Genomic DNA, 17,671 nt, shown 5'->3' with positions numbered 1-17,671 from the left:
GCAATTATCATATGGCAGAAAAAACGGGATGAGTGGGCGCGGACATATTAAGACAGAAAAGAAATAAAAAAAGGATACCCGACTGTCGGTACACATGTACCAACAGCCAGAATATCCTCATCTCATCCGGTGTTATGTAATTGAACCTATTTTACTTTATACCCCAGATTATTTCAAGAGACTGACAGAATAAGACATAGAAGGGGACAGCTTTTTTTAAAAAAGCAGAAAAGGAGGAACAATAATGAAGAAGAAAAAAGCCATTTTGATAACCCTTGCGGTCGTGCTGGCCGTGGTGCTTATCGGGGTTATCACAGTGTATGCGTTATTCAAACATTATTATGGAATGATGAACCACGAAACTCTTACCGAAACGCCGGAGATACAAGAAAGTATACCGGAGGATGAGACAGAGGAGGGAACGGATTCCCCTGAAGAGGAGGTCAAGAATCTGGAAGAGCAGCTGAAAGAAAACCTAGCAGCCGGCAGTCAGGAACTGGAGTACGACCATGATGTCTATAACGTACTTCTTTTCGGGACCGATTCAAGAGATGATAATGCGAAGGGACGTTCAGACTCCATGATTCTGATCTCCATTAACCGTAAGGAAAACAGGATAACCATGACATCCTTAATGAGAGACATTTATGTATCCATACCAGGAGTGGGAAACAATCGTTTAAATGCATCCTACGCATTTGGAGGCCCTTCTCTGCTTCTGCAGACCATCGAGGAAAATCTGGGTGTCCACATTGACCGTTATGTACAGGTGAACTTCTTTGCCTTTATGGATGTGATAGACATACTGGGCGGCATAGATTTGGATATCAGCGCAGATGAGATTACCATCATGAACGGATATATTGAAGAGCTGAACAGGATCACGGGTAAAGACCGGGATGCGGAGAAGCTGGATATCTCCGACGCGGGAACACGGCACCTGACTGGTAAGCAGGCCTTGGCTTATTGCAGGATCCGATATCTGAAGGGCGGAGAATATGAGCGGACGAGACGTCAAAGAGATGTGCTCGGGATTGTTTTTCAAAAGGCGAAATCCTGCAGCCTGTCAGAGCTCAATGACCTTTTGAACGCGCTGCTCCCGGACCTAACGACTAACATTCCGGAAGGAGAGATGATTTCCCTTGTGCTGGAGTCCTCTAAGCTCCTTAAGTATGATCTGGAATCCGACAGGATTCCGGTGGAAGGGACATATAAAGATATGAGGATTGATAAGAGAGCGGTGATCGGGATTGATTTCCCGGCAAACCGTCAGGCGCTTCAGGATATTATGTACGGTACAAGATAGTCTGAGCCTGCCTTGACAGAAATTTTTACCCGTAATATAATGGAGACAAGCAGCAGAAGCCCACACAGGCGCAGATTCTGCCTTTTAATTGAATGGAAGAGGCACTTTTTGTAATGACCGTGTTATTGCGAAAGTGCCTTTTGTATATGGAAGTATACCCAAGGGCATCCCTTAATCCATGCCCTCTGGGCAGGCGCACTTCGTGCAACAAGGTATACAACCAAAGGAAAATTTATAAAACAGGAAAGGTAATAAGATACCATGAGATGGGAGTTTAAACAGATAACAGCGGAGGATGTGGAGATTCTGCCGCGGTTTTTTAATCTAAGGTCCAATAAGACGTGCGACAGTGTATTTCTGGACAGTTTTTTATGGAAGGATTACTATCATGTGGAATACTGTGTATGCGACGATAAGGCTGTTGAGTGGAAGATGACCGTGAAGAATGAGCAGTTTGCGGCGATTCCCCTCTGTAAAGAGGAAGACCTGCCCTATTACTTTTTTGACACGAAAAAGTATTTCAATGAGGTCTTGGGGCAAAAATTGGCCATCTACCTGGCGGATGAAGAGGCCGTCCGGATCCTGGATCTGGATCCTTCGGAGTTTTCGGTAACGGAACAGGTGGATGCCGCCGATTATCTCTATGATGGGGAATCGATGCGGACTCTTGCCGGAAAAAAGTACCATAAGAAGAAAAATCATGTGAACGGATTCCGAAAAGAGTATGAAGGCAGATATGAATACCGCACACTCTGCTGCTCAGACAGGAATGATATGTGGAAGTTCCTGGACCGGTGGAGGAGCATGAAAGGCACCCAGCTGGAGGGCACACTGGATCCGGAGGTGGAGGGGATCCACAGTATCCTGAATCACTGCAGCGATCTGGGAGTCCGCATGGGCGGCGTCTATGTGGATGGACAGATGGAAGCCTTTACAATGGGAAGCTATAACCAGGTGGAAGATATGGCCATCATTCATATAGAAAAAGCGAACCCGGATATCCGAGGGCTGTACGCGTTCATCAACCAGCAGTTCCTGGTACATGAGTTCCCGGATGTGACGCTGGTCAACCGAGAGGATGATGTGGGCCTGCCCGGGCTGCGGAAGGCCAAGCAGTCTTATAATCCGATTGGTTTTGTAAAGAAATTTCAGATCAGGGAGCTGTGATCCGTGGAAGAAAAATGGGAAGTCTGCATACTGGGGGAGCAGGATCGGAGAGCCTGCAGAAAGCTTTGGGAAACTGTTTTTATAGAGGATTCCGCAGGATTTCTTGACTATTATGATGCGTATAAGGCGTTGGGAAACGAGTGCTATGGAATATACGACCGGGAGGGAGAGCTGGCCTCCATGCTGCAGCTGAATCCGTACAGGATGTATGTGAATGGATTTACTGCCATGAGCCGCTATGTGATAGCGGTGGCGACCAGGCCGGAGTACCGTCATAAAGGCCTGATGAGACGTCTTCTCGTGAAAAGCCTGAAGGACATGTATGATAAGGGGCTTCCCTTTGCTTTTTTGATGCCTGCCAGTGAGGCGATTTACCGCCCTTTTGATTTCCGGTACTTTTATAGGACGAATTCGGGCAGAATTTGGGGAAAAGGCAGCGGAAAAGGCGCGGACGTTCTCTCCGTCCGAAAGGCGGACAAAAGAGACATCCCGTCAATGGCCGATTTTTCCTCTGGGATTCTGGCGGAGGGCTTTGATTGCTATCCGGAGCGGGACAATACGTATTATCAAACGCTGCTCGCAGAGACGGAGAGCGAAGGAGGCGGTATCTTATTATTGGAGGAAAAGACCGGGGAAATGAAAGCCTGTGTTCCTTTCTGGGGGAAGGAGCCTGTGGAGATTCGGGAAATTCTTTGCCGTCAGGAAGACGGTTCCCTCGTTTTGGAAGCTCTGCGCGGATATTTTGACGGAGAGGTCACGGTGAACGGCTCCTCGTTTACTATGAATGAGCAAAGGCCGGTCATCATGGGCCGGATCACAAATGTGGAGAGCTTTTTGAAGCTTTTTACATCAGAGTATCCGGTGGAACTGCATATGCTGGTCACGGATCCTTTGATCTCTGTGAATGAAGGGTATTATATATGGAAGCTTTCACCGGGCGGAAGCCAGGTTCGGCGAACTAAGAAACCGGATCTGAGTGTTGGAAGACGATGGATGCGATGCGGGACCCAGGGGCTTTTTGAATGGCTGACAGGAGGCAGGGGATTGACGGAGCTTCTTGCAGAACAGGCCATACGATTTGGAGGGCTTCCTGAGAAGGAGGAAGGAGAGCTTCAGGCGGCGGAGGTTGTATGGAGCAGCGGTGAGACAGCAGGGGCAAAGACCGAAGTGGAAAAATGGAAGGCGGATCTATTAGCCGTCCGTGTCTGCCGGTCGCCGTTTATCAATGAAATTGTCTGAAAGGCAGTCGGCGGCGCGGCGGGTTTGAAGCCAATATCGCCGCTTTCGGCCATGGTTGGATGAAGGAGGATGAATATGGAAGAGAGGGAGCAGCTTCGGGAGTGGGTTGTAAACAGTGATAACATTGTGTTTTTCGGCGGAGCAGGCGTATCTACAGAGAGTAATATTCCGGACTTCAGAAGTGTGGACGGATTATATAATCAGGAATATGACTATCCTCCTGAGACCATTTTAAGCCACAGCTTTTATAAAAAGAACACAAAGGAATTCTACCGGTTTTATAAAAAGAAAATGATCTTCAAGGAGGCAAAGCCGAACCCGGCTCATCTGGCGCTGGCAAAGCTGGAACAAGAGGGGAAGCTGAAAGCGGTCGTCACCCAGAACATAGACGGCCTGCATCAGATGGCCGGGAGCAAAGAGGTGCTGGAGCTTCACGGTTCTGTGCACCGGAATTTCTGTACCAGATGCGGGAGATTCTACGATGCGGATTATATTTTGGAAGCGAAGGAGATTCCGCTTTGCGAATGCGGGGGCATCATCAAGCCGGACGTGGTGCTGTATGAGGAGGGGCTGGATTATGGGATCATGCAAAAAGCCATCTCTTACATAGCGGCTGCGGATGTGCTGATCATCGGAGGCACATCTCTGACCGTATATCCTGCAGCCGGCCTCATTGATTATTACCGCGGCAAGAAGCTCGTTCTCATCAACAAGGGGATCACGCCCATGGACAGAAGGGCGGACCTGGTGATCGCAGCGCCGATAGGGGAAGTATTGGGAATGTTCCTGGAGTGATACCTTGCCGCGCGAAGCGCGCCTGCCCGTAAGGCGCGAATTAGGGGATGCCCTTGGGTATGATACAAAAGACTTTTTGAAATCATCTTTAGTAAGCTCTTGGTAAATTTCAGTTAAACACCGGCATAAGTTCCGGACCGCCGCGATTTCGGCTCGCTGGCGATGCAGGGTCCGTTTTATCCCCGCTCCAGGAGTACCGCTCACATGTCGACGGGAAATCTTTATGATTTCTCGCCTCCCGTTCGCTCAGAAACGGAATCGGTATTTCCGTTTCTGCCTCCCTCCGCCTGGGGAACACCGGCCTCTGCCCTGCGGCGCTCACCTTTAGGCCGGCCCGGAATCATTCTGCCGGTTCCATTTCTGCCGCACCGTTTCGGATGACTTCCATTCCTTTGATTTTATAAAGGTGTCAGGTATCCGCACGGCCCGCGCGCCTTATGGCAGCGGGCTGAGGTGGCCGCCCCAATGGCTTTCGAGGCAAATGAGCGCTTATTTCGGTGCGGAAGAAAGAGTAAGAGGAAGGATCCGATTCCATCGTAAGGCGAGCGCCGCAAAGGCGTTAGCAGAATCTTCCCGGCCGCAGGGAGGTAAAAACCGAATTTCATGCAGGTTTTTATTGGAATCTGACATGGATAAATATCGATTTATCCATGTCAGTTGGAAAGGACCGACTGGAGGCCGCAAAGATGCTGGTTACGGCTGCCAGCGAGCCGCCTGGATGGAAGCGGATTTCCTCTTGCCTTGTAGATTAGACAAAGAAAGCTTGCTTGAAAGGTATGAAAAGGTATACCTTGCTGCACGAAGTGCGCCCGCCCGTAGGGCATGTATTAAGGGGTGCCCTTGGGTATGATTAAATGAATCCCAAAAGGAGGACGCGATGGAATTTCAGATTGGCGATATTGTTAAACTTAAAAAGCCTCATCCCTGTGGAAGCAGTGAGTGGGAGATCACACGTGTGGGGATGGACTTTAAATTAAAGTGCATGGGCTGCGGGCATTTGATCATGGTGCCGCGCAAATTAGTGGAAAAGAACTGCCGGGGACTCCGCAGACCGGAAGGTAAGGACTGATATCAAAAACCCCTTGCCAACCTTGTCAAAACATGGTAGAATCTTTATTTGTGACAGTAGTTATACATTTCCTTGCTCCCCGATGAAATAAGCAGGGGGCCAGAGACCAAAAGGAGGTAAACAGCATGAACAAATACGAATTGGCGCTTGTGCTGAGTGCAAAGCTGGAAGAGGAAGAGAAGGCGGCCGCTTTAGAGAAAGTGCAGTCTTACATCACCCGTTTCGGCGGTACCATCACAAATGTGGATGAATGGGGCAAGAAAAGACTTGCTTACGAGATCCAGAAGATGAAAGAGGGATTTTATTATTTCATCCAGTTCGAATCTGATTCTAATTGCCCGAACGAAGTGGAAAGCCACGTTCGCATCATGGAGCCTGTAATCAGATATTTATGCGTAAGACAGGACGCGTAAGAGGAGAAAAGAGGAGATTGCATGAATAAAGTAATACTCATGGGAAGATTGACCAGAGACCCCGATATTCGTTATTCGCAGGGTGAAAAGGCCATGGCTATTGCACGGTATACGCTTGCAGTTGACAGAAGGTTCAGCCGCAGCGGCGGCGACGGCAATGACCAGACGGCGGATTTTATATCCTGTGTTGCTTTTGGAAGAAGCGCGGAATTCGCGGAAAAATATCTGCATCAGGGTACCAGGATCGTGGTGACCGGCAGGATTCAGACTGGAAGTTATACGAACCGGGACGGTCAGAAGGTGTATACCACGGATGTAGTGGTGGAGGACCAGGAGTTCGCGGAGAGCAAAAGTGCATCCGCTCAGAATGCCGGCAGTTCTTTCCGCCAAGAAGCCAGACCTCAGCCCAGCAGCGCGGTGGATGATGGTTTCATGAATATTCCCGATGGAGTAGAAGATGAGGGTCTCCCGTTTAATTAGATCATATTCGGAATAAGGAGGTTTTAACCATGGCTTACACAAGAGGTGATAGAGCGGATTCTCCGATGAAGAGAAGAGGCGGACGCAGAAGGAAAAAGGTTTGCGTGTTCTGCGGTGATAAAAACGGCGTTATTGATTATAAGGACGTTGCAAAGTTAAAGAGATACGTATCTGAGAGAGGAAAAATCCTTCCCAGAAGAATCACCGGAAACTGCGCGAAGCATCAGCGTGCGCTGACCGTTGCTATCAAGAGAGCAAGACATATTGCTTTAATGCCCTATACAATGGAGTAATGATTTTTAAGAGGCGCCGTATGGCGTCTCTTTTTTATACCTTGCCGCACTTCGTGCGGCAAGGTATGGCAGAAAGCCCTTTTTCTGTATAATATTCCCTGCATCTGGAAATTCTTATAGTAATAGAAGAATGAGAAAGGAAGGGGATCGCAGTATGGGAAAAGGATTTTGGAAGGCGGCCGGGAAATGGAGGCTGTGTCTTTTGGGAGTACTTCTGTTTGCTGTGGCGGCCCTGGTGTTCAGGGGGCCGGACGCTGATGTGAGGGAAACGGTACTGACAGCTTTTGAAAAAGCAAATTTTTCTGACAGCAGCTGTCATATCTATCGTGAAGGCTATTTGGATGACGCATACTATTTAATTGAAGAAAAAAAGACCTTTTTGGAAAATCTGACGGACAAATTAGCTGCGGACAGTACAGATGACAAAGCCGGAGGAACGGAGAGCGGACGCATCAGCCAGGAGCATCTGGAAGATGGAAACAGCATTACCCTGGAGCAGGCAGCAGGCGATGGAAGCTCTGTCCTGAGGCTCTCTTTCCTGACAAGGGAAGAAAAGATAAGCCCTTATGAGCTCCGGCAGGAAAATTATCTGCGGGCGGATATCCATCTGCAGGGGCAGATCAGCGCGGAAAAGGCTTTGAAGGAGCAGAAACGCCTGGATGAAGCGACCGCAGGCTGCGGGCTGGAAGAACAGGTCTATGTCGAAATGGAAGGGAGCTATGAGGGCCGCCTTTCAAGAGAAGAGCAGGAGATCATCGTGGAGTCCCTCCTGGATGAAATGGACGCGGTGCAGGTCGAAGAAATGAACGAAGAGGAGCTGTACACGGTATATGCGTATGCCAGAGGCGCCGGAGAAGCAAAAAGCATTGCGGGAAGGAATGTGAACCTGAATTTGGCTGTATCCTATGACGAGCAGGAGAACAAGACCATATTTCATCTGGGATGTCCCATAATACGTGCAGATTATTGATGAATACCAGCGGCGGCCAAACATTTTTTGTGAGTAACAAATCCGAAAGGGACTGCATATGCTGTATTATATTATGGATATAAGGTGGCAGCTAGATGGCAGAACGATACAGTGATTTTATTTGGGACTATTATGGAGGCCGGCCATTCCGGCGGACATATCCCGGCGGTCTGATGCGTCCGGTTTCCTGGATGAGGGCCGCGGACCTGGAGTATGGGAACAGCCAGACCGCTCAGATGAACGGCAGTATGGCCGATGGCCAGGATATCGGACGGGACATGGAATATTTCCAGGCGATGTATCCTGAGAAGATGAAAAAAATCCAGGGAAGCATTAATGATCTGTGCGATACCATTGATTATGAAGGCAGTATCCTATATGATGAATACCCGGATCGGGTAGGGCTTCGCAGGCTCTGCGATGAGGTCTATCAGAAAGAGCTTCCGGAGGAAGCCAGTGACGTCGAGGCAGAATGGCTGAAAGATGCCATAGAGGTCCTTTTATATCACGAAGTGTGCAGAAGAAGGATCCGCAGGAGCAGCAGCAGGAAAAAATACTGGTAGGAATACTAAGAAAAAGTTAATAAAAAAGCGGTTGAGGTTTCTTTTGTTTGACCTTACAATATAGTCATGGTAAAATTGCCATGGCTATATTTATCCTGCGAAAGAAGGCTGCTTTATAGCTCAAGTCAGAGCGCGAAGTGCGGCAGGTGATGAATTGGTCTTAGGATATGGATAAATGAGGGAGTGCACCCATGAAGAAAATATTAAAGCGTCTGCTCGTCCTGGTCATAGTATTTGTGGCCGCAGTGGCGGCAGTTCTGTTTTTTACAAGAAAAAAGAAACAGGAGGTAGTATATGCGGTCATGGACAGCGCAAGCCTTCCTGTAGTGACCATGGAGTTTGAAGGAAGCGCGGTCAACACTCTTCATGGCTATGCCGGCGCCATGGAGGCTTCGTATATGAGGGACACCATAACTCCCATACCGCAGGACAGGAAGCTGTCATTTCAGGTCGATACGTATGGAAACACCGTAAAGGGAATTGAATTTGAGATACGCAGCCTGGACGGAGCGAATTTAATAGAGACAAAGTCCTGTGATTCGTATTCGGGAGACAGCGAAACAGTGCGCGGTGAGATTGTTCTTCAGGACCTGCTGAATGCGGAGACAGAATATATTCTGATATTAAAATTAAAGACTGATAAATGGGACAGTGCATATTATTATACACGGATCCGTTACTACGGGGATACTCACATCGGAGAACAGATTGCGTTTGCCCAGAACTTCAGTGAACTGGCGTTTTCGAAAAATACTTCGGAAGAACTGACGGTTCAGCTGGAGAGCAGCAGCGACGCGGACAACAGCTCTCTGGGCTATGCAGATATCAAGTCCAGCTACCGCCATGTGACCTGGGGAGATCTGTCGCCTCAGCGTTCAGGAGAAATCAGAATCGATATTAAAGAGATGAATAAGATGGTGGGATCCATTCAGCTTTCATATGGCGTTACGGCTGAAGGAGATTCGGGTAAGGTAGAATCTTATAATGTGAAAGAATTTTTCAGCGTTCGTTATGTGGATGGGAAACTGTGGCTGATCGCTTATGAACGCACCATGGATCAGGCCTTTGAAGCGTCCGATATTACCATTCAGAATGGAAAGATAGAGCTCGGTATCGTGAGCCCTGGGAATCTTCCCATCGAGACGGCCAGCGCCGGGGACCATACGGCATTTGTAGCGGACGGAGAGCTTTGGAGCTATAATAAAAAAGAAAATGAGGCGTCTAAGCTCTTTTCCTTTAAAGAAAAAAATGATGACGGAGTCCGGACTCTTTATGACCAGCATAAATTCCGGATAATCAGCGTGGGTGAAGAGGGCGACGTAGCCTTTACCGTTTATGGGTATATGAACCGGGGAAGCCACGAAGGTGAGTGCGGACTGGTATTTTATCAGTACAGCCGGGCGGAGAATGCCATTCACGAGGTGTTTTTTATTCCGTCCGCCAAGCCGTTTCAGATTCTGAAAGAGGAGATCGGCACACTTTCTTATGTAGGAAACAATCAGCTTTTTTATCTTATGTTTGGAAACAGCATTTATGCCATTGATTTTTCCGGTGAAGAGTACGTGGAGATCATCAGCGGCATGGAAGAGGACTCTTTTGTCATCAGCGAAGACTCCAGCGCTGTGGCGTGGCAGGAGGAGGAAGACATCTACGGAGGAAAGAACATCCAGGTATTTTATATGGATGACGGGACGAATTTTACGATCCATGCTTCCGAGGGAGAGACGATCCGTGCGCTGGGATTCATTGACGGAGATTTTATTTACGGCAGGGCGAGAGAATCCGATATAGAAAAGGGGAGTCTGATCGTCAATTATCCGATGTATGCGCTGGAGATAATTGACCGGAAGCAGCAAATTCAGACCACCTATCAAAGGGACGGGATTTATATAAGCGATATTCAGGTAGAAGAGGGAAAGATACAGATAACCAGAGAGACGAAAGGCGCGGATGGCGCGTGGGCCCCGGCTCCCGGCGACGCTCTGATCCAGAATCAGGCCGGTGAGGAAGAAAAATCTGTTGTTTCCAGCCGGATCTCAGATATTAAAAAAACGACGTATTCGTTAAATCTGTCTTCCTCGGACAATAAAGAAAAGGTATTGAGCATTACCACCCCGAAGGAAGAGGCAAGCGCAGATACGAGAGAGCTGAGCCTGATATCTACGGCAGACCTGGGGAAGACGGATAAGAGGTATTATGCCTACGCCAGCGGAAGACTCCGGGGAATCTGTTATTCTGTGCGTGAGGCCATTGGCCTTGTGTACGATAAAATGGGTGTTGTGGTGGACAGCGGCGGAAACTATATCTGGACCAGGGCCAACAGAGCTTCAGAGGCCTTGATCGATGTAAACAGTGTGGCGGCGTCTGCGGAAAATGAACGGCTGGCGGCCTGTCTCTCCATTATGCTGAAGCAGGAAAATATCACAATGGATGTGGCCGGAGAGCTGGCTTCCGGGAGAACGGCCTATGAGATACTAAATGAGGCGTTTTCCGGCAGGGCCCTGGACCTTCACGGATGTATACTGAACCAGGTGCTTTATTATGTGGACTGCGGATACCCGGTATTGGCTCTGACGGAAAACGATAAGGCGGAGCTGATCATCGGCTACGATGTATATAAAAATCTGATCATTTATGATTCCCTGACGGGAGGAACTTATAAAATTTCCCAGGACGATGCGGAAGCTTACTATGCATCCTATGGATATCCGTTTGTCAGCTGGATAAAGTAAGAAACCGTTTAATTCTTAAGGAAATCTTACAAAAAATAAAAAAGATTTTACAAAATAGAAAGAGATTGTTATAATAGACCAATAGACAGTGGTACAAACTAAGGATACACAGACAGCACAGGATAAAGAACATCCGTTGTTCTAAATAAAAATGAAGAATGTAGATGAGGTGTCATCATGCAATATGTGATTAAAGGCGGGAACCCTCTTGTGGGCGACGTCGTGATTGGGGGCGCGAAAAACGCGGCTCTGGGTATTTTAGCGGCTGCAATCATGTCTGATGAAGATGTAATCATAGAAAACCTTCCTGATGTGCGGGACATCAATGTACTTTTAGAGGCAGTTGAAGGAATTGGCGCAAAAGTATTTCATATGGATGCCCACACGGTCCGTATCAATGGTTCTTCCATCAATACGATTCGGGTAAATGATGATTTTATAAAGCGGATTCGCGCGTCGTATTATCTTTTAGGGGCGCTTCTTGGGAAATACAAGAGGGCTGAGGTGTCACTGCCCGGCGGCTGCAACATTGGCAGCCGTCCCATAGACCAGCATCTGAAGGGCTTCCGCGGTCTGGGAGCCAGGGCTGAGGTGGATCACGGCATGGTGGTGGCTGACGCGGCTCATTTGAGCGGCGGCCATATATACCTGGATGTGGTTTCCGTGGGGGCTACAATTAATATTATGCTGGCAGCGGCGCTGGCAGAAGGAAACACGATTCTGGAAAATGCGGCAAAAGAACCTCATATCGTGGATGTGGCAAATATGCTGAACAGCATGGGGGCCAACATTAAAGGCGCCGGAACGGATATCATCCGGATCAAAGGAGTGCCGAAGCTCCATGGTACCACATATTCCATCATTCCTGATCAGATAGAGGCGGGCACATTTATGTTCGCGGCTGCAGTGACTAAGGGTGACGTGACGGTAAAAAATGTGATTCCTAAGCATCTGGAAGCGATTTCCGCAAAGCTCATTGAAATGGGCTGCGAGATCAGCGAGTTTGATGATGCTGTGAGAGTAGTCTGTAAATCCAGACTGAAATATACACATGTGAAAACCCTGCCATATCCGGGATTCCCGACTGATATGCAGCCGCAGATTTCCGTGGCGCTGTCTTTGGCAGAAGGGACCAGCATGGTGACGGAGAGTATCTTTGAAAACCGTTTTAAATATGTGGATGAGCTGGCCAGAATGGGGGCCAATATAAAAGTAGAGAGCAATGTGGCTGTGATCAACGGCGTGGACTGCCTGAGCGGAGCGGATGTGAGCGCTCCGGATTTAAGGGCGGGAGCGGCGCTGGTGCTGGCCGGATTGGCGGCGGAAGGCCATACGGTCGTGGATGAGACGAAGTATATCCTCCGCGGATACGAGCGTTTTGATGAAAAGCTCCGTTCCCTGGGAGCTTTGATCGAGCAGGCAGAGGATGATAAGGATGTGGCGAGGTTAAAACTGGAAGCAGTGTGATTTTATAAACTGCTTGACACAGTATGGAAACTGCGCTATTTTATACAAGTAGGTATTCGTGCGAGAGCACTTGGCCGCGGCGATTTGCCGTAGTCTACAATTTCATATGAAGTCCCGCAATTCCCTTATTCAGAGTGGTGGAGGTACAGAGGACCTGTGAAGCCACGGCAACCCCCGGAGTGGAAGGTGCCAACCTGAGCGAGTTAGATTCATCGAACAATAAGAGGATTTGATACTGCTAATATCGAGTCCGCTTATGCGGGCTCATTTTACGTTAAACAACGAGCCCTGCACCGTCATATTCGGGGAAACAACGTGTTTACACGGTTGTGGCCCTGGATGTGACGGTATTGGGCGACTGTCCGCGAATGACAGGACCTAAGGTCCTGGAATAAGCGGCAGGCGCGGCAGGGCGAGAAAAACAGCGGAGAGCCGGAGAATGACAGGACCTAAGGTCCTGGAATAAGCGACAGGCGCGGTTGGGCGAAAGAGAAAGGAGAAACAATGGAAAAATACTTATTTACATCGGAATCCGTAACGGAAGGCCATCCGGATAAAATGTGCGACGCGATTTCCGACGCGATTCTGGATTCACTGCTGGAGCAAGATCCCATGAGCCGTGTGGCATGTGAGACATGCTGCAACACAGGGTTTGTCATGGTCATGGGAGAGATCACCACCAATGCCTATGCGGATATCCAGAAGATCGTACGGGACACGGTGCTGGAGATTGGCTATAATAAGTCAGAATACGGTTTCGACGGAAACACCTGTGCTGTGATGGTAGCGCTGGATGAACAGTCGCCGGATATAGCGATGGGAGTGGACAAGGCCCTGGAGGCCAGAGAGCATTTAATGTCCGATGAAGAGATTGAAGCCATCGGAGCCGGCGATCAGGGGATGATGTTCGGATACGCTACGAATGAAACTGAGGAATACATGCCTTACCCCATCGCGCTGGCACATAAGCTCGTAAGGCAGCTGGCAAAGGTAAGAAAGGACGGCACGCTTCCCTATCTTCGGCCCGACGGAAAGAGCCAGGTGACTGTGGAATATGATGAAAACGGGAGGCCGATCCATCTGGACGCGGTGGTCTTGTCCACACAGCATAATCCGGATGTGAGCCAGGAGCAGATACACGAAGATATTAAAAAATATGTTTTTGCACCGGTCCTGCCGGAGAAGCTGGTGGATGACGAGACGAAATATTATATCAATCCCACGGGGCGTTTCGTGATCGGCGGGCCTCATGGAGACAGCGGCCTGACCGGAAGGAAGATAATCGTGGACACCTATGGCGGCTATGCAAGGCATGGCGGCGGAGCGTTTTCCGGCAAGGACTGCACAAAGGTGGACCGTTCTGCCGCGTATGCGGCCCGCTATGCGGCCAAGAATCTGGTTGCGGCCGGTCTGGCAGATAAGTGCGAGATCCAGCTGTCCTATGCCATTGGAGTGGCGCAGCCTACTTCTGTCATGGTAGATACCTTCGGCACTGGAAAACTGCCGGACGAGCGTCTCATGGAGATTGTCCGTGAGAACTTCGACCTCCGTCCTGCCGGCATCATTAAAATGCTGGATCTGCGTAAGCCGATCTATAAACAAACGGCGGCTTACGGTCATTTTGGGCGTGACGATCTGGATCTGTCCTGGGAACGCCTGGATAAAGTGGATGAACTGAAGCGTTACCTGCAGGGATGACCTGACATACTGCCGGGAAGAGATTCAATGGATATTTTCGCATGACCGGGCCCGGCCGATGAAATCGTGGCCCGGTCATTATTATATACTTGACTGATAAATTCTTGCAAAACTGCGATTATCGGGTAAAATAAGAAATAAGAATTTAAAACTTTCCGGGTCATGGGCTGTGCAGGAGCATGGTCCGGCAGACGTCGGAGGCACAGGACGGAGGCAATTATGGGCAATATATATGCAGGTGTAGATCTGGGAGGCACGACGGTGAAGCTGGGCCTTTTGACGGATGAAGCATCTTTGATACGGAAATGGGAGATACCCACGAGAAAAGACGACGGGGGAAAGCAGGTCATACCGGATATCGCCGCCTCTATTAAAAAGAACATGGAGGAAGAGGGAATCCGTTTTTCAGAGCTTGCCGGCGCGGGACTGGGAGTGCCGGGACCTATCCGCCAGGACGGATACCTGGAGGTCTGCGTGAATATCGGCCCAGGAATGCGGGATATGAATCCGGTGAAGGATTTGAGCGGTCTTTTGGGCGGCATTCCGGTAAAAGGGGGAAATGACGCAAATGTGGCGGCCCTGGGTGAAATGTGGCAGGGCGGCGGGAAAGGCTACAGAGATGTGGTGGCAGTGACACTGGGGACCGGCGTGGGCGGAGGAGTCATCCTGGACGGGCATATTGTGGCAGGGAGCAAAGGAATGGGCGGAGAGATCGGCCACATGGTCATGGACTGGGACTGGAAGGAAGCGGAGGTTTGCAACTGCGGGAACCGCGGCTGCCTGGAGCAGATCGCATCGGCTACCGGCATAGCCCGCCATGCCAGGATTTTTATGAGAGAAAGCGACAGGCCCTCTGTGCTCCGAGACCTGCAGCGGGTGACCGCCAGAGATGTGTTTGACGCGGCCAAGGCCGGCGACGGGCTAGCGGAGGATGTGGCGGACTACTGCATGATGTATTTGGCCAGAGCCATGGCTTACGTATCGCAGGTGGTAGATCCGGAGATCTTCGTGATCGGCGGCGGCGTATCCAGAGCGGGACAGTATCTTTTGGATTTGATAAAGGAACATTATGATCCCCTGATCAAGCTGACCCGCGGGAAAGCGAAGCTTGCTCTGGCCAGGCTGGGGAATGACGCCGGAATCTACGGGGCGGCCAAAATGGTGATTGACGAGAGAGAAAAATGAAAAAGAAAAGTTTTATGTCTTATTATAAGCCGTATCTGGGATTGTTTCTCAGCGATATGTTTTTTGCGTGTCTTGGCGCGGCGATAACTTTGGTGATTCCGCTCATTATCCGGTATATTACCGGAACCGTGATCGGATTTGAAACGGATGCAGCGGTATCCATGATTTTCAGATTGGCAGCCCTGATGCTGGTTATGGTCGCCATAGAGTTTTTCTGCAATTTTTATATAGGGTATTTTGGCCATATGATGGGAGCAAAAATGGAACGGGACATGCGCCATGAGCTGTTCGGGCATTATCAGAAGCTGTCCTTTACCTTTTATGATGACCAGAAAGTGGGACAGCTGATGTCTAGGGTGACCAATGACCTGTTTGATATCAGTGAGCTGTGCCATCACGGACCGGAAGATCTGGTGATCTCTGTTATCCGGATAATCGGCTCTTTGATAATCCTGCTGTTTATCAACGTGCCGCTGGCTCTTTCTGCCGCAGCGCTGCTTCCGTTCATGCTGTTTTATGCGGTCGTCCTGAATAAGAAGATGAAGCGGGCGTATAAAAGAAACCGAGAGAAAATCGCGGATGTCAACGCTCAGATTGAGGATAGCCTTTCCGGTATCCGCGTTGTCAAGTCCTTTGGGAATGAGGACACGGAAATGTGCAAATTTGACGAGGGCAACCAGCGGTTCCTGGAGAGTAAACGGGACAGCTACCGGTATATGGGAGTTTATAATGCCGGATTGGGGGCGTTTACCACTTTGATGACAATCGTGGTGATATCTGTCGGAGCCGTGCTGCTGGCTAAGGATAGGCTGGATGCGTCGGATTTGGTGGCATTTCTTCTGATGGCGGCTAACTTCACCGACCCGATCAAACGGCTTGTCAGCTTTACAGAACAGTTCCAGAATGGAATGTCCGGCTATGGACGGTTCCGCGAAATACTGAGCATACAGCCGGATATTGAAGATGAACCGGATGCGGCGGATATTGAAGAAGTTAAGGGAGAGATCTGCTTTGAGGATGTGAGCTTCCGCTACGCATCTTCCAAAGACGATGTCCTCCATAATCTGAATATGACGGTGAAGCCTGGAGAGTATATCGCGCTGGTCGGCTCCTCGGGTGTGGGGAAATCCACGCTCTGCAGTCTGATTCCACGCTTTTATGAGGTCAGCGGGGGAAGAGTGACTCTGGACGGAAGGGATATCCGGGATATAAAGCTTAAAAGTCTTAGAAAGAATATAGGAATCGTCCAGCAGGATGTTTATCTGTTTGCAGGGACGGTATATGAGAATATCTGTTATGGAAAACAGAATGCCGGGAGAGAAGAGGTCATAGAAGCCGCCAAAGCTGCCAATGCCCATGAATTCATCATGGAACTTCCGGACGGATATGATACAGATATCGGACAGCGGGGGGTGAAGCTGTCAGGGGGCCAGAAGCAGAGACTGTCTCTGGCAAGAGTGTTCCTCAAGAACCCGCCGGTCCTGATTTTTGACGAAGCCACTTCTGCTTTGGATAATGAAAGTGAGCGGGTTGTACAGGAAGCTCTGGAGAAACTGGCCAGAGGAAGGACCACGTTTGTGATCGCTCACAGGCTGTCGACGATTCGGAACGCTGAAAAAATACTGGTGTTGACCGATGACGGGATTTCTGAACAGGGAAATCATCAGGAATTGATGGAATTAGACGGGGTCTATGCGAAATTTTACAGGATGCAGTTCTTGGCAGGCCGGGATTCTTGACTCTTTCCACTTGTCAAAGAACAAACAATCTGTTATAATCAGGAAAATAAACATGGGATTTTCAGTGCCCTGTGCCGTCAGGCACAGGGGTAAAAGGGAACCGGGTGCAAGTCCCGGACGGTCCGGCCACTGTGAACAGGGAGCGAAACCGCAAAAAGCCATTGTACCGCAAGGTATTGAGAAGGCGCGGAAGAACAATGATCTGTAAGTCAGGAAAACTGCTGAAAATGTTGGTGAATTGCTTCCGAAGAAAGCATGATATTCATCCAGAAATGGACTTATTTTAGTGTCTGCACTTCGGAGAAGGGCGGGCTTTTTTTATTCTAGGGAGTCTGAGATGGGCTTGCTCACTCCATTTTTTCACAGAAAGGTGTGTCCTTTGAAACGTGTAGATACGTGTTCATCTTGATAATATCCGTATGATGGACCGCCGACAGGCAAAAGGCCGCCTCCCTGGGCCGGAACCGTGCGATAAGCACAAAGACAGGAGGAATGGATTGCCGGATTAGAGAGAGGAAGCGCTGGATAAAGAAGACAGAGGCGTCCGATCAAATT

At 49.4% G+C, this 17,671-nt stretch carries 16 protein-coding genes and 2 riboswitches; of the genes, 15 read left to right on the top strand and 1 reads right to left on the bottom strand.

Annotated elements, in window-relative coordinates:
• The first annotated feature begins 244 nt into the window (after positions 1–244).
• From H9Q78_RS07625 to H9Q78_RS07610, 4 genes are all read left to right on the top strand, one after another.
• Positions 245–1,306: an LCP family protein gene (locus H9Q78_RS07625; RefSeq protein ID WP_249300671.1), complete on the top strand. Its 1,062-nt coding sequence runs from the start codon at positions 245–247 to the stop codon at positions 1,304–1,306.
• 261 nt (positions 1,307–1,567) lie between these two features.
• Positions 1,568–2,473: a DUF2156 domain-containing protein gene (locus tag H9Q78_RS07620; RefSeq protein ID WP_249300669.1), complete on the top strand. Its 906-nt coding sequence runs from the start codon at positions 1,568–1,570 to the stop codon at positions 2,471–2,473.
• A 3-nt stretch (positions 2,474–2,476) separates the two neighbouring features.
• A complete protein-coding gene (locus tag H9Q78_RS07615) occupies positions 2,477–3,712 on the top strand; it encodes a GNAT family N-acetyltransferase (RefSeq protein WP_249300667.1) in 1,236 nt (411 codons plus the stop codon).
• Positions 3,713–3,787: 75 nt separating this feature from the next.
• Complete coding sequence (locus tag H9Q78_RS07610; RefSeq protein ID WP_330595104.1) at positions 3,788–4,507, top strand: NAD-dependent protein deacylase; 720 nt, start codon at positions 3,788–3,790, stop codon at positions 4,505–4,507.
• Positions 4,508–4,616: 109 nt separating this feature from the next.
• Here H9Q78_RS07610 and H9Q78_RS07605 read toward each other — a convergent pair whose 3' ends face one another.
• Positions 4,617–4,829: a hypothetical protein gene (locus tag H9Q78_RS07605; protein WP_249300663.1), complete on the bottom strand. Its 213-nt coding sequence runs from the start codon at positions 4,827–4,829 to the stop codon at positions 4,617–4,619.
• Between the two features lie 555 nt (positions 4,830–5,384).
• Between H9Q78_RS07605 and H9Q78_RS07600 the strand changes: the two genes are divergently transcribed.
• The 11 genes from H9Q78_RS07600 (at position 5,385) to H9Q78_RS07550 (ending at position 17,116) form a co-directional block, all read left to right on the top strand.
• Positions 5,385–5,576 (top strand): DUF951 domain-containing protein, encoded by a 192-nt coding sequence (locus tag H9Q78_RS07600; protein ID WP_249300661.1) that lies wholly within the window; start codon positions 5,385–5,387, stop codon positions 5,574–5,576.
• Between the two features lie 125 nt (positions 5,577–5,701).
• Positions 5,702–5,989, top strand: coding sequence for a 30S ribosomal protein S6 (gene rpsF / locus H9Q78_RS07595; RefSeq protein ID WP_249300659.1), 288 nt, complete (start codon positions 5,702–5,704; stop codon positions 5,987–5,989).
• A 21-nt stretch (positions 5,990–6,010) separates the two neighbouring features.
• Entirely contained in the window at positions 6,011–6,469 is a 459-nt protein-coding gene (locus H9Q78_RS07590; RefSeq protein ID WP_249300657.1) for a single-stranded DNA-binding protein, read from the top strand.
• Positions 6,470–6,498: 29 nt separating this feature from the next.
• Entirely contained in the window at positions 6,499–6,762 is a 264-nt protein-coding gene (gene rpsR / locus H9Q78_RS07585) for a 30S ribosomal protein S18 (protein ID WP_147596295.1), read from the top strand.
• A 154-nt stretch (positions 6,763–6,916) separates the two neighbouring features.
• Positions 6,917–7,732, top strand: a complete 816-nt coding sequence (locus tag H9Q78_RS07580; protein WP_249300655.1) for a YwmB family TATA-box binding protein — start codon at positions 6,917–6,919, stop codon at positions 7,730–7,732.
• A gap of 95 nt (positions 7,733–7,827) precedes the next feature.
• Positions 7,828–8,295 (top strand): hypothetical protein, encoded by a 468-nt coding sequence (locus H9Q78_RS07575; protein WP_249300653.1) that lies wholly within the window; start codon positions 7,828–7,830, stop codon positions 8,293–8,295.
• Positions 8,296–8,486: 191 nt separating this feature from the next.
• A complete protein-coding gene (locus H9Q78_RS07570; RefSeq protein ID WP_249300652.1) occupies positions 8,487–11,027 on the top strand; it encodes a cysteine peptidase family C39 domain-containing protein in 2,541 nt (846 codons plus the stop codon).
• Positions 11,028–11,204: 177 nt separating this feature from the next.
• Complete coding sequence (locus tag H9Q78_RS07565) at positions 11,205–12,494, top strand: UDP-N-acetylglucosamine 1-carboxyvinyltransferase (protein WP_330595103.1); 1,290 nt, start codon at positions 11,205–11,207, stop codon at positions 12,492–12,494.
• 122 nt (positions 12,495–12,616) lie between these two features.
• Positions 12,617–12,720: riboswitch (SAM riboswitch) on the top strand.
• A gap of 278 nt (positions 12,721–12,998) precedes the next feature.
• Positions 12,999–14,192, top strand: a complete 1,194-nt coding sequence (gene metK, locus H9Q78_RS07560; protein ID WP_249300650.1) for a methionine adenosyltransferase — start codon at positions 12,999–13,001, stop codon at positions 14,190–14,192.
• A 219-nt stretch (positions 14,193–14,411) separates the two neighbouring features.
• The gene (locus H9Q78_RS07555) at positions 14,412–15,377 is read left to right on the top strand and encodes an ROK family glucokinase (protein WP_249300649.1); all 966 of its coding nucleotides are present in this window, start codon (positions 14,412–14,414) and stop codon (positions 15,375–15,377) included.
• Entirely contained in the window at positions 15,374–17,116 is a 1,743-nt protein-coding gene (locus H9Q78_RS07550; protein WP_249300646.1) for an ABC transporter ATP-binding protein, read from the top strand. Before H9Q78_RS07555 ends, H9Q78_RS07550 begins: the two co-directional genes overlap by 4 nt.
• Positions 17,117–17,161: 45 nt before the next feature.
• Positions 17,162–17,356, top strand: a riboswitch (cobalamin riboswitch).
• The last annotated feature ends 315 nt before the right edge of the window (positions 17,357–17,671 follow it).

Origin of the sequence: Qiania dongpingensis, from assembly GCF_014337195.1 — a bacterium.
In the GTDB taxonomy this organism is placed as follows: domain Bacteria; phylum Bacillota; class Clostridia; order Lachnospirales; family Lachnospiraceae; genus Lientehia; species Lientehia dongpingensis.
The sequence above is the reverse complement of the archived record's forward strand: the minus strand, read 5'-3'. Positions and strand labels throughout refer to the sequence as shown.

What these genes read in the sequence shown, in the direction of transcription:
- H9Q78_RS07565 (WP_330595103.1), top strand. Translation starts at nt 11,205, where the DNA reads ATGCAATATGTGATTAAAGGCGGGAACCCTCTTGTGGGCGACGTCGTG.
- rpsR (WP_147596295.1), top strand. Translation starts at nt 6,499, where the DNA reads ATGGCTTACACAAGAGGTGATAGAGCGGATTCTCCGATGAAGAGAAGA.
- H9Q78_RS07610 (WP_330595104.1), top strand. Translation starts at nt 3,788, where the DNA reads ATGGAAGAGAGGGAGCAGCTTCGGGAGTGGGTTGTAAACAGTGATAAC.
- H9Q78_RS07590 (WP_249300657.1), top strand. Translation starts at nt 6,011, where the DNA reads ATGAATAAAGTAATACTCATGGGAAGATTGACCAGAGACCCCGATATT.
- H9Q78_RS07575 (WP_249300653.1), top strand. Translation starts at nt 7,828, where the DNA reads ATGGCAGAACGATACAGTGATTTTATTTGGGACTATTATGGAGGCCGG.
- H9Q78_RS07600 (WP_249300661.1), top strand. Translation starts at nt 5,385, where the DNA reads ATGGAATTTCAGATTGGCGATATTGTTAAACTTAAAAAGCCTCATCCC.
- H9Q78_RS07555 (WP_249300649.1), top strand. Translation starts at nt 14,412, where the DNA reads ATGGGCAATATATATGCAGGTGTAGATCTGGGAGGCACGACGGTGAAG.
- H9Q78_RS07550 (WP_249300646.1), top strand. Translation starts at nt 15,374, where the DNA reads ATGAAAAAGAAAAGTTTTATGTCTTATTATAAGCCGTATCTGGGATTG.
- rpsF (WP_249300659.1), top strand. Translation starts at nt 5,702, where the DNA reads ATGAACAAATACGAATTGGCGCTTGTGCTGAGTGCAAAGCTGGAAGAG.
- H9Q78_RS07580 (WP_249300655.1), top strand. Translation starts at nt 6,917, where the DNA reads ATGGGAAAAGGATTTTGGAAGGCGGCCGGGAAATGGAGGCTGTGTCTT.
- metK (WP_249300650.1), top strand. Translation starts at nt 12,999, where the DNA reads ATGGAAAAATACTTATTTACATCGGAATCCGTAACGGAAGGCCATCCG.
- H9Q78_RS07570 (WP_249300652.1), top strand. Translation starts at nt 8,487, where the DNA reads ATGAAGAAAATATTAAAGCGTCTGCTCGTCCTGGTCATAGTATTTGTG.
- H9Q78_RS07620 (WP_249300669.1), top strand. Translation starts at nt 1,568, where the DNA reads ATGAGATGGGAGTTTAAACAGATAACAGCGGAGGATGTGGAGATTCTG.
- H9Q78_RS07625 (WP_249300671.1), top strand. Translation starts at nt 245, where the DNA reads ATGAAGAAGAAAAAAGCCATTTTGATAACCCTTGCGGTCGTGCTGGCC.